The sequence below is a fragment of the Xanthobacter dioxanivorans genome, from assembly GCF_016807805.1.
In the GTDB taxonomy this organism is placed as follows: Bacteria; Pseudomonadota; Alphaproteobacteria; order Rhizobiales; family Xanthobacteraceae; genus Xanthobacter; species Xanthobacter dioxanivorans.
The window spans coordinates 1,789,626-1,803,242 of record NZ_CP063362.1; the positions used below are offsets into that span (position 1 = coordinate 1,789,626).

The window sequence follows — 13,617 nt, forward strand, 5'->3', positions numbered from 1 at the left end:
GTGGCATTCTCTCCGAAGATGCATGAGATCGCGTGCCTTGCCTTCGACCGCTTCGGCAAGGGGCGGCGTCCGGCGGGCTTGAACTTTGGCGACTGCATGGCCTATGCCGTCGCCAAGGCGCATGACGCGCCGCTCCTCTTCAAGGGGGATGACTTTTCCCGCACCGACGGGCGCGTCCTGCCTGTCTGAGTGCCTTCCGGTTGCAAAGACGTCCATGGCCTCGCAGGTTTCCGGGCAGACGCCCGCCTTCTCCGATTTCCGCCGCATCGTCGTCAAGGTGGGCTCGGCGCTCCTCGTGGATCGGGAGCATGGGCGGGTGCGGCTCGCCTGGCTGACCTCGCTGGTGGAGGACATCGCCGCCCTGCATGCCACCGGCTGCGAGGTGATGGTGGTGTCCTCCGGCGCCATCGCCCTCGGGCGCACCGTGCTCGGCCTGCCGCCGGGCGCCCTGAAGCTGGAGGACAGCCAGGCCGCCGCCGCCGTGGGGCAGATCGCCCTGTCGCGCACCTGGGCGCAGACCCTGAACCATTACGGCATCACCGCCGGCCAGGTGCTGCTGACCCTGGGCGACACCGAGGAGCGCCGGCGCTACCTCAACGCCCGCTCCACCCTGGCGCGGCTGATGGAGCTGAGGGCCGTGCCGATCATCAACGAGAACGACACGGTCGCCACCACCGAGATCCGCTACGGCGACAACGACCGCCTCGCCGCCCGCGTCGCCACCATGGCGAGCGCCGATCTCCTGGTGCTGCTCTCCGACATCGACGGGCTCTACACCGCCCCGCCGGCCCTTGATCCCTCGGCCACCCTGATCCCGGTGGTGGCGCGCATCGGCGCCGAGATCGAGGCCATCGCCGGCGACGCGGGCTCCGAGCTGTCGCGCGGCGGCATGCGCACCAAGATCGAGGCGGGCAAGATCGCCACCTCCGCCGGCACCCACATGGTGATCGCCTCCGGGCACGTGAAGAACCCGCTCAAGCGCATCATGGACGGCGGACGCTGCACCTGGTTCCTCACCTCGGCGAACCCGGTGCGCGCGCGCAAGAGCTGGATCGCCGGGGCGCTGGAGCCGCGCGGCACGCTGCATCTGGACGAGGGTGCCGTGGCGGCGCTGCGCCGGGGCGCCAGCCTCCTGCCGGCCGGGGTGAAGCGCATCGAGGGCGTGTTCGACCGCGGCGACGCGGTGGTGCTGCGCGGGCCGGACGGGGCCGAGGTGGGGCGCGGGCTGGTGGCCTACGATTCCACCCACGCCGCCCGCATCATGGGCCGCTCCACCTCCGAGATCGAAACCCTGCTCGGGGTGAAGGGCCGCTCGGAGATGGTGCACCGGGACGACATGGCGCTCGGGGTGGAGTAGTCATTATTCCGCAATCACTTACCGTTAGGTAATGCCTGGATTTGACTCGACAGGTTGCGCGCCCTCGCATACCGGTTGTGCCTGCGACGGTTGAAGGGGCGGGCCGGCGCCCACGCTGCGCGTCGCTCCGGGTCGGGCGAGGCGGGCATGAGCGACGAAGACGTGAGCGAGGCGGGCAGAAGCGAACGCGTGAAGCTGCCGGTGGTATCGACGGCGACGCTTTCGCTCCAATGGGGCCTGGTGGTTGCCCGCAGGCACTGGCTGATGGTCATTGCCTACGCTGTCGTTCCGTTTGCCTTCATCCTGATCTTTCAGCATTTCTTTCCCCTGCGACTGGGAAGCAGGGTCGATCCGTGGCCGATCCTGGTGCTTTTCGCGGCCGTCCCGGCCTACAGCGTGTCGCTCGTGGTGCTTGCCCTCGTCACCCATAACGAGGTGCTGCGGGGATCCGCCGGCCTTGACGGGGCGACGCTGGGGCGCGGTGGGAGCCGGGCGTTCGGCTATGTTTTCGACGTCCTCTTGCTGATGCTTGCCGGCATTGCCAGCCTCGCCGCCCTCGCCGGAGTGCATGCGGTCCTGGGCCGGTGGACGGGCACAGGCCCGGGCCCTTCCGGCGTCGTGGTGTTTGCCTTCTTCGCCTGGTGGGTGCTGGCGGTTCTGGCGATCCAGCGCCTGTTGCTGCGGCTGCCGTCGCGGGCTCTGGGTCGTACCCTGTCCTGGCGAAAGGTCTGGCGCCTCGGTCGGGGCAACACCTGGCGGATGCTGGGATGCATGTTCCTCATCACCGCCGTGATCGGGATGGGAATCGGCGCCCTCATGATGCCGCTGCAGATGAGCTTCCTGCCGTATCTCCTGCCGGTCCCGCCCCTGGCCGGCGATGAGGCCATCTCCCTCACCCCGTTCGCCAATCCCGACACGCCGTTCGCCCTGGTCGCGGCGGCGGCGCTCGTCATGGGTCTCAGCTATCCGGTGAACACCGTTTTCATCTGCGCCTTCCTGTCCCTGTCCTACCTGCACCTGCGCGACGGCACGCCCGGCACCTAGGGCATTTCCCCGTTTCCCGGCATCGGTCACCTGCTCCGGATCCTTGAACCGGGCGCCCCGCCTGAGCGCCCGCTCGCCCTCTCAGGGCGCCAGCCGCGCGTGCGCGCCGTCGGCGAGGCCCACTTCCACGGCGGGCTTTCCGTTCATCGTGAACAGGCCGAAATCGGTCACCGCCGCCGTGGGCAGGGGCGGGGAAGAGATCTCGTGCACCCCGCCCCTGAACGACAGGAAACGCAGGCGCCTGCGGTCGAAGCTGGGGATGGCGAGGTCGGCCACCCCGTCGCCGTCGAGGTCGGCGATGCGCGGCGCGAGGTCCTCGAACATCTCGCCGCCGGGCAGGCTGAAGTCCAGCACCCGCCCGTCGTGCATGCGCACCACGAGCCGCGATGCCTCCGCCGGCGCCCCGGGAACCACGTGCCCGGTGCGGTCGGCGGGGCCGGCGAGGGTTGCCTCGGCGATGGTGCCGCCGCCGGTCGCCGCCCGCGCCCGCGCCTGCGGAATGTCGGCATCGCCGGCGGCAACCGGGCCCGGCAGGACGAGAAGGCCCAGAAGACCCAGAAGAAGCGCGGTGCGCATGGGCGGTCGGTTCCCGAAGACGGCGATGGCCTATCCTTGCCACCCTTTGCGCCGGCTTGTCCTGACAAGTCCGAGAGGTGACGGTGCATGAGGCCGGCGGCACGGATCTGTCGCAATCCCCTTGCATCGTGCTAGGGAAAGCCTCCCGCCTGGGTTTCCGGGCGGATCCGTCCTTTCTGCCAGCGAGACCCCCCATGGCCACCGCCTCCGCCGCCCGAACCGATGTTTCCGCCGCCGCGGACCGGTCCGTGCCGCCGGCCGGCGCCGGGGCGGCGCTTGATGCCTACATGTTGGACATGGGCCGGCGCGCCCGCGCCGCCGCGCGCACGCTTGCCCTGGCGGAGCCCGAGGTGAAGACGCAGGCGCTTCTTGCCGCCGCCGCCGCCATCCGCGCCGCCGCCGCCGAGATCCTCGCCGCCAATGCGGGCGACGTGGCCAAGGCGAAGGTGGACGGCATGACCGGCTCCTTCCTCGATCGCCTCACCCTCACGCCCGCCCGCATCGAGGCCATGGCCGAGGGGGTCGAGGCGGTGGCCGCCCTGCCCGATCCCGTGGGCAAGGTGACCGAGCGCTGGACCCGGCCCAACGGCATGGTCATCGAGCGCGTGCGCACGCCGCTGGGCGTCATCGGCGTCATCTATGAAAGCCGGCCCAACGTGACGGCGGACGCCGCCGCGCTCTGCCTGCGCGCCGGCAATGCGGTGATCCTGCGCGGCGGCTCCGATGGCCTCGCCACATCCGGCGCCATCCACCGGGCCTTCGTCACCGGGCTGGCGGCGGCGGGCCTGCCGCAGGATGCGGTGCAGTTCGTCGCCGTGGCCGACCGCGCCGCCGTGGGCCACATGCTGGCGGGCCTCGACGGAAATGTGGACGTGATCGTGCCGCGCGGCGGCAAGAGCCTCGTCGCCCGGGTGCAGAGCGACGCGCGGGTGCCGGTCTTCGCCCATCTCGACGGCATCAACCACGTCTATGTGGACAAGGCCGCCGACCTCGACATGGCCAAGTCCGTGGTGCTGAACGCCAAGATGCGCCGCACTGGCGTGTGTGGGGCGGCGGAGACGCTGCTGGTGGACCGGGCCGTCGCCGGCACCTACCTGGAGCCCCTCGTGGAGATGCTCATCGCCGCCGGCTGCGAGGTGCGGGGCGATGCCGCCGTGCAGGCGGTGGACGCGCGGGTGAGGCCGGCCAGCGATGCCGACTGGGACACCGAGTATCTCGACGCCATCATCGCCGCCAAGGTGGTGGACGGGCTCGCCGACGCCATCGCCCATATCGAGGCGCACGGCTCCCACCATACCGATTCCATCGTCACCCAGGACGATGCGGCGGCGCAGCGCTTCCTGGCGGAGGTGGATTCCGCCATCGTGCTGCACAATGCCTCCACCCAGTTCGCCGACGGCGGCGAGTTCGGCTTCGGCGCGGAGATCGGCATCGCCACCGGCCGCATGCACGCGCGCGGCCCGGTGGGGGCGGAGCAGCTCACCTCCTTCAAGTACCGCATCCACGGTTCCGGGCAGACGCGCCCGTGAGTTCTGCCGCCGCGCGGGATGGGACGGTCGCGGACCCGGCGCGGGCCGGCGGGGTCAGCCCGCGCGCGGCCCGCCACCTGCCGTGGGTGACTCCGGGCCTGCGTGTCGGCCTGTTCGGCGGCAGCTTCAACCCGGCCCACGGCGCCCATCGCGCCGCGAGCCTTCTCGCCATGCGCCGGCTCGGTCTCGACCGGGTGTGGTGGCTGGTGACGCCGGGCAATCCGCTGAAGGACAACCGGGCCTTGCCGCCCCTGGAGGAGCGCGTGGCGGTGGCGCGGGCGGTGGCACGCCATCCGCGCATCGACGTCACCGGCTTCGAGGCCACGCTCGGCGTGCGCTACAGCTACGACACAATGGCCTATCTCGTCCGCCGCCTGCCCACGGTGCGCTTCGTGTGGATCATGGGCGCGGACAACCTCGCCCGTTTCGACCGCTGGCAGCGCTGGCGCGCCATCGCCGACCTCATGCCCATCGCGGTGGTGGACCGCATGGGCAACAGCCTCGCCGCGACGGCCTCGGTGGCGGCGCGGGCGCTGGCGCCCTACCGCATCGACGAGAGCGACGCCAAGGTGCTCGCGGACCTCGATCCGCCGGCCTGGGTGTTCCTGCACGGGCTGAAATCCCCCATGTCTTCAACGGGAATCCGCGCCGCGCGAGGGGTGGCGTCCGGGGGCCTGGGGCGGGGGCTGCGCCAAACTTCTTGAAAATTCGTTGATTTACCTGCATTCTATGGGGGTGCGACGGTTTGGACCGTCGCCTTCATCAAGAGGATCTGGACCCCTGTCCACAACGGCTCTTCTGGCGGCCGCTGACATTTCGGCACCCGCCACGGTCTCCGAGGCGTATCCCGACGCTGCGGAGATTCTCGCCCTCGTCACAGCTCGGCTGGACGACGACAAGTCCGAGGACATCGTCTCCATCGACCTGCGCGGGAAGACCTCCATCGCCGATTACATGGTGATTGCCTCCGGCCGCTCGCAGCGGCATGTGGGCGCCATCGCCGAGCACCTCATCGAGGCGCTCAAGGCGGCGGGGATCAAGCACGTGCGCGTCGAGGGCCAGCCGGCCTGCGACTGGGTGCTCATCGATGCGAACGACGTGATCGTGCACGTCTTTCAGCCCGAGGTCCGCAGCTTCTACAACATCGAGAAGATGTGGTCCGGAACCCGCGCCTGACGCGCGCCGCCCGAGCACTGTCGCGCTTCCACGAAGCGGGAGGGTGCGTCGGGGCATGATTGATCGCGTCGTGACGGATCGCGTCGTCCCGGCGCGGACCGGGATCCCTTTCGCTTGAAAACGCCCTAGACGCCGTGCGCCTCGTCCTCGCCTGTGTCGGCCGGCTGAAAGCCGGGGCCGAGCGCGACCTCGTCACGCGCTACCTGGAGCGCATCCGCCCCGCCGGACGGCCCCTCGGCCTCGGCGCCTGCGACATGGTCGAGATCCCCGAATCCGCCGCCCGCCGCCCCGAGGACCGCATAGCGGAGGAGGGGGCGGCGCTGCTCGCCGCCTTGCCGCCAGGGGCGGGGCTGATGGTGCTTGATCCCCGCGGGCGGAACCTGTCGAGCGAGGATTTCGCCGCGCGCGTGGCGGCGCAGCGGGACGGCGGCCTTGCCGCCCTCGCCTTCGTCATCGGCGGCGCCGACGGGCTCGCCCCGGCGGTGCGGGAGAAGGCGAGCGTGCTCATCGCCTACGGGACCGCCACCTTTCCCCATCAATTGGTGCGGGTGATGCTGGCCGAGCAGATCTACCGCGCCGTGACCATCCTGTCCGGGCACCCCTATCACCGGGCCTGAGGGGCGCGCGCGAACCGGTGGCCGGGCCGCCGCGCTCGATCCGAGGCGCCGCCTTTGTTGACATCGCGCCCGCCGCCCCTTATCACGCCGGCTCTATCCAGCACCTAGAGTGTCGATGGGCCGCGCGGTAAGCGCGCCGCGGTCGGCCGAAGCGAGTTTGTCATGAAGATCCGCAATTCCCTGAAGTCGCTGCTCGGGCGCCACCGCGACAACCGCCTGGTTCGCCGCAAGGGCCGCGTCTACATCATCAACAAGACCCAGAAGCGCTACAAGGCCCGCCAGGGCTGATGCAGCCGGGTGCGGATGGCGTTTCCGCGCCGCACGGGCGCCCCGTTCGGGGCGCCGGGCCGGGGTCTTCTCCCCGATGTGATCTGCCGGGCCGCCCGCTTGCGCGCGGGTGAGTTGACGCGGCCGGCGCTTGGTCGGACACTCCTGCCATGAGCGCCGAGGACACGCCGCCCCATCACCTATTCCCCGCCGCCGCCGCGCGCCGGAGCGGCCGTCGCCGTGGTTGGCGCACGGCGCTGCTCGGCCTTCCGCTGCTGCTTGCGGCGGAGGCTGCCATGGCGCAGGCGCCGCGTGGCGACAGGGTGCCGTCTGCCCCGCAGCAGGCCGCGCCCGGGGCACCGTCCGAGGCGGCTCGTCCTCGCCTGCCCAAGGACAAGCGCACCCAGCTCGAAGGCCTGTTCGCCGCGCTGAAGGTTGCTCCCGACGATCGCAGCTCCAAGATGATCGCCGACCGGCTCGAACAGATCTTCACCGATTCCGGCAGCCCCACCGCCGATATGCTGATGATCCGCGCCAACGCCGCCGCCGAGGCCAAGCAGTTCGATCTCGCCCTCCAGCTGCTCGACCAGGTGATCGTGCTTGAGCCCGATTATATCGGGGCGCTGAGCAAGCGGGCGACCATCCTCTACATGCGCGACGACTACAGCGCGGCCATTCTCGATATCCGCGAGGTGCTGGCGCGCGAGCCGCGCCATTTCGCCATGCTCTACGGCCTTGCGCTGATCTTCCGCGAGCTCGACGACGACCAGCACGCGCTGCAGGCGGTGCGCCGGGCGCTGGCGGTCAATCCGCGCCTCGACGGGGCGGCCGAGCTTGAGCGGCAGCTCACGGTGAAGGTGGAAGGCCGGCCCCTCTGACGGGCGCCTGTCCGGCGACGCCTTGGGGGATGATCCCGGCCGAAGATCTGGCCGAAGATCTCAACGAGAATTTCAGGGCCCTCCGTGTCAGGGCCCTCCGTGTCAGGGCCGGCGCGCGGGCACGGCGGGCGGTTGCGGTGCCGTGGCCTGGGCCGGCTTGCGGGCGGGTTCGGTGAGCTGGACCGTCCAGGACTTCTGCTCCTGGGTGTCCACCTCGAAGAAACCGGTGCGGTCGTAGCCGCTCACCAGGCAGTCCTGGTTGCCGCGGATGGTGAATTCCTTTTCCCGCGTGCACATGTAGGCCTTGCCGGTCCACTCCCCGCCCTGGTCGTAGTCCACGGCGTAGAGGTAGAAGAAGCGGGCCGAGAGGTCGCCGCGCACCAGCGTCTCGCAGGTGTTCGCGGCCACGTTCCACCAGCCTTCCGTGGTCCAGCCGCTGCCGTCATTGTAGCCCATGGCGATGCCGACGCGGCTCTGCGTGCGGTTGCACAGGCGCAGCTCAGCGGAGGCCGTGGCGGGCAGGGCGACGCAGCCGACCGCGCAGGCCACGGCCACGGCCAGCGCGCGCCAAAGGCTGGCCCGGCGCGCGGTCGCGCGGTGCAGGGACGTCGTCGCGATCATGCCGTCGAAGCAGAAGGACATGGTAGGAGCGTGTGTGCCTTTCCGATCCCGTCCCGTCAATGCCGGCCGGGGTCGCGTTGTGTGAGGGGCGATCCGGGCGCTATCGAGGCGGCCGGGTCTCTGGGTGGCGGGCTTTGGGTGGCGGGCTTTGGGCGGCGCGGGCGGGCGACCACCAGCCCGGCCACGATCAGCGCGCCGCCCAGCATCTGCAGGGGCGACAGGGGTTCGCCGAGCAGCAGCGCGCCGAGGGCCGCCGCCGACACCACCTCCAGGAAGAAGACCAGTGCGCCGAAGGCCGGCGGCACCGCGGCGAGCCCCACCGCCAGCAATCCCTGTCCGCCCACCTGCGAGACCAGGGCGAGCGCGAGGAGTGAGGCCATGCCGGCGGCGCTCGCCGGCCACAGGGTCGGCTCCAGCGCCAAGGCGACGGCCAGGAGGATGGCGGCGGTGACGGCGGTGGAGACCAGCGATACCGCCGCCGCGCCCCGCACCCGCCGCGCCCGGCCGATGGCCAGGAAATAGCCGGCGAAGAAAACGGCGGTGGCGAGGCCCGCGGCATCGCCCGGCAGGTGGCCCGGATCGAAGTGCCAGCTCTGGCCCACCAGCGCCGCCGCACCCAGGAGGCACAGCAGCAGCCCGGCCCAGCCGGAGTGTGACACCCTCTGGCGCAGCACTAGCACGGCGAAGGCGGTGACCCAGACCGGAGACGTGGTGGCGAGGGCGGTGGCGTTGGCCACGCTCGTGCCCAGGATGGCGAGGTGCCAGAAGAATAGGTCGCCGGCGAAGAAGGTCCCGGCGAGGGACGAGGCGCGATCCACGCGAAAGGCGCTGCGCCCCTCGGCGAGGGCGGTCCATGCGGCGAGCACGGGCAAGGCCAGCGCCACGCGCCAGAAGGCACTGGCGAAAGGGCCGACATCCGCCTGCCGCACGAACAGCACCGAGGCGCCCATGGCGAAGGCGCCGAGCGCAAGCGTGGCGATGCCGAAGGCGAGCCGGTAGGGGGCGGGCGTCACGATCGGTGTCACCGGCAGGGGCGGTACGGGGTGGGGAAGGGGTAGCGGGACCGGGTTGCGCAGCGATGCCTGTGCGCCGTTGCGTGGAAAACGGGGACGCGTCCTTGACGGGGCGCCTGCGGGGCGCCTCTATCGACGCCCGACCGGGAGCCGGGCGGATGCGGCGGCGTGCAGGCGCGTCGCGGCAGGCGGACGGCTCCCACCGATGTTTCGCGCGTCCCGCGGCCGGCTTCGCCCGTGCCCGCCCGCGCCCCGTACGAGGAGAGAGGCCAGGTGGCGGAAGACGTGTCAGATGCCCCCGCGGGCTTTGCCAAGGAGCAGCTCAAGTCCTTCATCGAGCGCATCGAGCGCCTTGAGGAGGAGAAAAAGGCCATCGCCGACGACATCAAGGACGTGTTCGCCGAGGCGAAGGCCAACGGCTTCGATGTGAAGGCGCTGCGCGCCATCCTGAAGATCCGCAAGGAAGACGTGGACGAGCGCAAGGAGCACGAGGCCATCGTGGATCTCTATCTCCAGGCGCTGGGCATCTTCGTCTAGAGCGTCTTCGAGTGGAGAAGGCGCGTTAAATCAATGACATGTAGCATTTTTCCGGTTCGGTGAATCGCAAAAATGCTCCCGTCCCCGTCCGGCCGATGCCGGGCGGCGGCGGTCTCACATGCGCTGGGTGATCGCCACGCCGCGCAGGCCGCCCCCGCGCAGGTCGGGCCACACGTCGCCCGGCGTCGGCTGCATGGAGAAGGTCATGGCGTAGACCGCAGGGGTCACGTCGTGGGGCGGTTCCATCAGCTCGGCGAGGCTGCGCACCTCGGGGCTGCGCAAATAGGACTGGGACGAGACGCTGGTCGACAGGAACATGCGTCCGGCCGCGAGCTCCGTGCCGCCGCGGGCGCCCCGCGGCCGGCCGGCCGGGGCCGGTTCCTCGGCCGCCTGGGCCATGAGGCCGCCGGCGAGGAACCGGGCGTTGCCGAGAAGATCCCCCATGTTGTCGCCGGCGACGCGCGCCGCGGCATAGCTGAGCGCCGGCGTGTCGGCGCCGGCTCCGCGCGCCTGCGTCCCCCGGGTGATGACCGGCGGCAGCGGTGCCATGGCCGAGGCGAGGCTGGCGACGCGCGCATTGCGCTCCTGCTCGGCCTCGGCCGGACGGCGCTGCGGGAAGGGGACGGGAACGCCGGAGCTGGCCTGGCTCGCCAGCATCGCGCCGGCCGCGATTTCCGCCGGCCGCGACGGGGGCAGCGGCGCCAGGGCGGCGAGCTGGGTCCTCGGGGCGCCCTCGCGCGCCGGGGCGGGAGCGGCGGGCTCGGGGGCCGAAGCGGATGCCGTGGCGTTCTCCGCGCCGCTTTCCTCGTCGTCCGCGTCCTTGCGGCCGAACAGGCTGGCCAGGAAGTTCTTGCCGCCGGCGGAGGCGACGGCGACGCCGGGCTTGGAGCCTCGGGCCTGAAGCTCGGCGACCGCGGCATTGTAGTTGGAGAGCGGGCGCCCGTCGGAGGGCACGTGCACGGTCTTGCCGTCCGGGAAGACGCGGGCGAGCTGGTCGTGATTCATGCGCGGCCAGTGGCGCACGTTGCCGGTGTCCATGTGCACGAAGGGCGAGCCCGAGGTGGGATAGAAGCCGACGCCGCCGCGCTGGAGCCGCAGGCCGGCCACGCGCAGGTCGGTGAGGTTCACGCCGGGAATGTAGAAGTCCATGGCCTTGCCCAGCATGTGCTGGGAGAACTTGGCGACGCCGCGGCTGCGCGAGCGCAGCATGGAATTGGTCTCGGGCGAGCGGTAGGAGGAGACGATCTGGATGGGGGCGGAGGCGTTGGTCTCGCGATAGACCTCCCAGACGATGTCGAACAGCTGCGGGTCCATCTGGGTGGACTTCTGGTTGCGCCAGTCCCGCAGGAAATGATTGAGCTTGGCCAGCGCCTCGGGGTCGTAGCGGCCGTTCTTCTTGAAGGTGAAGGTACCGTCCTCGCCCGAATGGGTGTGGTGCAGGGTGATGGTGCGGGTGTCGCCGTTGGCCACCGCCGTCTGCAGCGACGAGGTGCCGGCGATCAGCAGGCTCGTTCCGATGGCGGCCGCCCGCAGTGCCGGCGCACCGTTGCGGCGCATGGATCGGACGGTGTCGAGGGCGTGTCGGATGGCCAATGTCTCGAACCCGAGGCTCAGATTTCATGGACGCCGCGACTGTTGCCGCGGCGCTATAGGACCGGAGTCTTGTCGGGTTCGGTTAAGGGTGCGTTGACACCCCGCGCCCCCATGCGCCCGGGCACGAAACTTCTTTCGCACACCGGTCACGGCTCCGTGACTATCGGCCGAGTGTGGCGAAAACGTGCCCCGGCCTGTGGCGCAGCGGCCTCAGGCAAGCGCGAAGCGGTGCGGGTGTGTGGGGTCCGGCGCGGCACGCCGTCGCACAAGGCGACGGTCGAGCTCAGGGGAAGTCACGTAAAATCAATCATTTGAAGATATGTGCCGGCCCCGCGTCGCGCGCCGCCGGCATTCGCGGGTTCAGCGCGGCTTCGGCGCCGAGGCGCTGCCGCCTTCGGCGATTCGCTTGCGGCCGTCGAGGCCGAGCCGGGTCTTCACATCGGCATTGATGCCGTAGAGGTCCTCGCGCGTCACCAGCCGGCCGGCATCGTCGAACACCACGTTGAAATAGACGATGTGCACCGGGAAGCGCTGCTTGAGGTTGATGTAGCGCTCGGAGGAGCCGAACATCTTGGAGATGCGCCCCTCGGTCCAGTTGTCGCCGGGCAGGCCGAGATTGAAGATCACCTCGCCGAACTTGAGCGGCTCGTAGACGCGCACGCAGCCATGGCTGTAGGCGCGCCGGTCGTTCTGGAACAGCGCCTTGGACGGGGTGTCGTGCAGATAGACCGAGTGGTCGTTGGGGAACATGAACTTGATGCGCCCCAGGGCATTGCGCTCGCTCGGCGCCTGGCGGAAGGAGTAGCCGCCCGAGCCGTTGCGCACCACCTGGATGCCGCGGCGGCTCAGCGCCGAGGGGTCCGAGCGCAGCAGCGGCATCATCTCGTTGCGGGCGATGCTCGGCGGGATGTTCCAGGCCGGGTTGACCACGATGTACTGCATCTCGCGGGTGAGGAGCGGGGTGGGGGTCTGCGGCTTGCCCACCACCACCCGCGTCTCGTGGATCCGGCGCGTGTCCTCGAAGATCCGGACCATGAATTCCGGGATGTTGACCATCACGTAGGTCTGACCGAGGTCGCGCGGCAGCCAGCGCCAGCGCTCCATGTTGGCGATCACGTCCGCCTTCAGGCTGCCGCCGCCGGGATTGGCGCCTTCGTTCAGGGCGGCGAGGGTCGAGGGGCCGACGATGCCGGTCGGCTTGATGCTCACCGTCTCCTGGTAGGCCTTGACCGCGTCCGCGAGCTGCCGGTCGTAGACGAGGTCTCCGGGCACGCCGGTGGTGAGGCCGAGGCGGGCGCGCAACGCGGGGATGCGGGCGTCGCTGGCGCCGGGGCGGATCTGCGGGCCGGATGCGATGGCGACGATGCCGGGGGTGGTCTGCCCGGTCACCTTGGCGAGCTGCGCCTTCAGCGCCTTGTAGCCGGCATGGGGCGGGTTGTAGGAGGCGAGCGCCGCGTTGGCGTCCGGCGCATAGGCCACCTTGGTGAGGATCGCCGTCGGGTCGGGGATGTCGCGCACCGGGGTGACCAGCGCCGAAATGCGGTTCGGGTCGAAGCGGCCCGACTGGGCGTGGCGGGCATAGGTGAGGGCGGCCACGGCGAGCTTCAGCTCGGTCCGGGCGAGCTCGCTGGCATCGGCCGCCGCCCGGGGCGCCGGGACGGCATAGTCGGCCGGGTCGAGCCCGTCTTCCGCCGCCGCGCCGAGGCGGGCGATGACCGCCTTGCCGCGGGCGTCGACGCCCTTGTCGTCCACGAACACGGGCATGTTCTGCCGCGCGCCGTAGAAGGTGACCAGCGCGTCCTGCTCCTTCTTGGCGGCGCCGAGGTGGTCGGGCGTGGCCAGGAGGCTGGCGATGCTCCCGGCGATGGGGGCGAGCGGGCTTTCGGCCACCACCGGCGCCGGCGGTGCGGCGGGGGGTGCAGTCTCAGGGGCGGAGGCCGTGGCGGCCGCGCCGTCGCCGGCGGCGTCGACGCCGCCGCGCACCGGAGCCGGCGCGCTCGCCTGGGGCGCGGATGCGGGAGCGGCGGCGGGCGGGGTGGCCGGCGCGGTCGAATGGGTCTGCGCGGTCGAGGTGGCGAGGGGCGGCAGCGGGGTGGTCAGCGGCAGGTCGGCGGCGGATCCGGGACGCGGCGCGTCGTCCGTCCCCATGCCGGCATCGGCGGTGACGGGCATGGCGTGCGGCGGATCGGGCTGCTCGGCGCGGGCCGGCGCGAGCCCGAGGGTGGCGACCGACATGCCGATGACTCCGGCGCGGAGCAGGCGGCACAGGGTGCCCGCCGTCGTCTCGTCCTCTGGTCCGAACCCCATGGTCTTCTCCTCGCCCGCCCTTGCGCTCGTATGCTTGCGCTCAAGATCCCCGCGCTTGCTTCGTGCCGTGACCCGTTCGTCCGATCAACTCACAAAGCCGCG

General features: G+C 71.0%; 15 protein-coding genes. 10 read left to right on the top strand and 5 right to left on the bottom strand.

Features of this window, described 5'->3' with window-relative positions:
- From EZH22_RS31690 to EZH22_RS08475, 3 genes are all read left to right on the top strand, one after another.
- Positions 1-189 (top strand): type II toxin-antitoxin system VapC family toxin, encoded by a 189-nt coding sequence (locus tag EZH22_RS31690; RefSeq protein ID WP_408647683.1) that lies wholly within the window; start codon positions 1-3, stop codon positions 187-189.
- A 25-nt stretch (positions 190-214) separates the two neighbouring features.
- Complete coding sequence (proB, locus tag EZH22_RS08470; RefSeq protein WP_203195228.1) at positions 215-1,357, top strand: glutamate 5-kinase; 1,143 nt, start codon at positions 215-217, stop codon at positions 1,355-1,357.
- 147 nt (positions 1,358-1,504) lie between these two features.
- On the top strand, positions 1,505-2,401 hold the full coding sequence (locus EZH22_RS08475; protein WP_203195229.1) for a hypothetical protein: 897 nt from the start codon (positions 1,505-1,507) through the stop codon (positions 2,399-2,401).
- An 81-nt stretch (positions 2,402-2,482) separates the two neighbouring features.
- Here the strand turns inward: EZH22_RS08475 and EZH22_RS08480 are convergent, their stop codons facing one another.
- On the bottom strand, positions 2,483-2,977 hold the full coding sequence (locus tag EZH22_RS08480; protein ID WP_203195230.1) for a hypothetical protein: 495 nt from the start codon (positions 2,975-2,977) through the stop codon (positions 2,483-2,485).
- 287 nt (positions 2,978-3,264) lie between these two features.
- Between EZH22_RS08480 and EZH22_RS08485 the strand changes: the two genes are divergently transcribed.
- The 6 genes from EZH22_RS08485 to EZH22_RS08510 all read left to right on the top strand — a co-directional run bounded on the left by EZH22_RS08485 (position 3,265) and on the right by EZH22_RS08510 (position 7,444).
- On the top strand, positions 3,265-4,506 hold the full coding sequence (locus EZH22_RS08485; RefSeq protein WP_231711507.1) for a glutamate-5-semialdehyde dehydrogenase: 1,242 nt from the start codon (positions 3,265-3,267) through the stop codon (positions 4,504-4,506).
- Positions 4,503-5,210: a nicotinate-nucleotide adenylyltransferase gene (locus tag EZH22_RS08490; protein ID WP_408647684.1), complete on the top strand. Its 708-nt coding sequence runs from the start codon at positions 4,503-4,505 to the stop codon at positions 5,208-5,210. The genes EZH22_RS08485 and EZH22_RS08490 overlap by 4 nt, the downstream gene beginning before the upstream one ends.
- Before the next feature lie 76 nt (positions 5,211-5,286).
- Entirely contained in the window at positions 5,287-5,682 is a 396-nt protein-coding gene (gene rsfS, locus EZH22_RS08495) for a ribosome silencing factor (protein WP_408647727.1), read from the top strand.
- A gap of 134 nt (positions 5,683-5,816) precedes the next feature.
- The gene (rlmH, locus tag EZH22_RS08500) at positions 5,817-6,299 is read left to right on the top strand and encodes a 23S rRNA (pseudouridine(1915)-N(3))-methyltransferase RlmH (RefSeq protein ID WP_203195232.1); all 483 of its coding nucleotides are present in this window, start codon (positions 5,817-5,819) and stop codon (positions 6,297-6,299) included.
- 162 nt (positions 6,300-6,461) lie between these two features.
- A complete protein-coding gene (ykgO, locus tag EZH22_RS08505) occupies positions 6,462-6,587 on the top strand; it encodes a type B 50S ribosomal protein L36 (protein WP_012114086.1) in 126 nt (41 codons plus the stop codon).
- Positions 6,588-6,736: 149 nt separating this feature from the next.
- Entirely contained in the window at positions 6,737-7,444 is a 708-nt protein-coding gene (locus EZH22_RS08510; RefSeq protein ID WP_231711376.1) for a tetratricopeptide repeat protein, read from the top strand.
- A 102-nt stretch (positions 7,445-7,546) separates the two neighbouring features.
- Here EZH22_RS08510 and EZH22_RS08515 read toward each other — a convergent pair whose 3' ends face one another.
- Together EZH22_RS08515 and EZH22_RS08520 are read right to left on the bottom strand one after the other, a co-directional pair.
- Positions 7,547-8,086: a DUF1036 domain-containing protein gene (locus tag EZH22_RS08515; RefSeq protein WP_203195233.1), complete on the bottom strand. Its 540-nt coding sequence runs from the start codon at positions 8,084-8,086 to the stop codon at positions 7,547-7,549.
- Positions 8,087-8,121: 35 nt separating this feature from the next.
- Positions 8,122-9,078, bottom strand: a complete 957-nt coding sequence (locus EZH22_RS08520) for a DMT family transporter (RefSeq protein ID WP_231711377.1) — start codon at positions 9,076-9,078, stop codon at positions 8,122-8,124.
- Between the two features lie 273 nt (positions 9,079-9,351).
- Here EZH22_RS08520 and EZH22_RS08525 point away from each other — a divergent pair, with 273 nt between their 5' ends.
- The gene (locus EZH22_RS08525; RefSeq protein WP_231711378.1) at positions 9,352-9,615 is read left to right on the top strand and encodes a DUF2312 domain-containing protein; all 264 of its coding nucleotides are present in this window, start codon (positions 9,352-9,354) and stop codon (positions 9,613-9,615) included.
- A 114-nt stretch (positions 9,616-9,729) separates the two neighbouring features.
- Here the strand turns inward: EZH22_RS08525 and EZH22_RS08530 are convergent, their stop codons facing one another.
- Both EZH22_RS08530 and EZH22_RS08535 read right to left on the bottom strand, forming a co-directional pair.
- Positions 9,730-11,208, bottom strand: a complete 1,479-nt coding sequence (locus tag EZH22_RS08530) for a DUF882 domain-containing protein (protein ID WP_408647685.1) — start codon at positions 11,206-11,208, stop codon at positions 9,730-9,732.
- 360 nt (positions 11,209-11,568) lie between these two features.
- Positions 11,569-13,515 carry a L,D-transpeptidase family protein gene (locus EZH22_RS08535; RefSeq protein WP_203195234.1) on the bottom strand — a complete coding sequence of 649 codons (1,947 nt, stop codon included), beginning with the start codon at positions 13,513-13,515 and terminating at the stop codon, positions 11,569-11,571.
- Positions 13,516-13,617: the final 102 nt, after the last annotated feature.

What these genes read in the sequence shown, in the direction of transcription:
- proB (WP_203195228.1), top strand. Translation starts at nt 215, where the DNA reads ATGGCCTCGCAGGTTTCCGGGCAGACGCCCGCCTTCTCCGATTTCCGC.
- EZH22_RS08475 (WP_203195229.1), top strand. Translation starts at nt 1,505, where the DNA reads ATGAGCGACGAAGACGTGAGCGAGGCGGGCAGAAGCGAACGCGTGAAG.
- EZH22_RS08480 (WP_203195230.1), bottom strand. Translation starts at nt 2,977, where the DNA reads ATGCGCACCGCGCTTCTTCTGGGTCTTCTGGGCCTTCTCGTCCTGCCG.
- EZH22_RS08485 (WP_231711507.1), top strand. Translation starts at nt 3,265, where the DNA reads ATGTTGGACATGGGCCGGCGCGCCCGCGCCGCCGCGCGCACGCTTGCC.
- ykgO (WP_012114086.1), top strand. Translation starts at nt 6,462, where the DNA reads ATGAAGATCCGCAATTCCCTGAAGTCGCTGCTCGGGCGCCACCGCGAC.
- EZH22_RS08510 (WP_231711376.1), top strand. Translation starts at nt 6,737, where the DNA reads ATGAGCGCCGAGGACACGCCGCCCCATCACCTATTCCCCGCCGCCGCC.
- EZH22_RS08515 (WP_203195233.1), bottom strand. Translation starts at nt 8,086, where the DNA reads ATGTCCTTCTGCTTCGACGGCATGATCGCGACGACGTCCCTGCACCGC.
- EZH22_RS08535 (WP_203195234.1), bottom strand. Translation starts at nt 13,515, where the DNA reads ATGGGGTTCGGACCAGAGGACGAGACGACGGCGGGCACCCTGTGCCGC.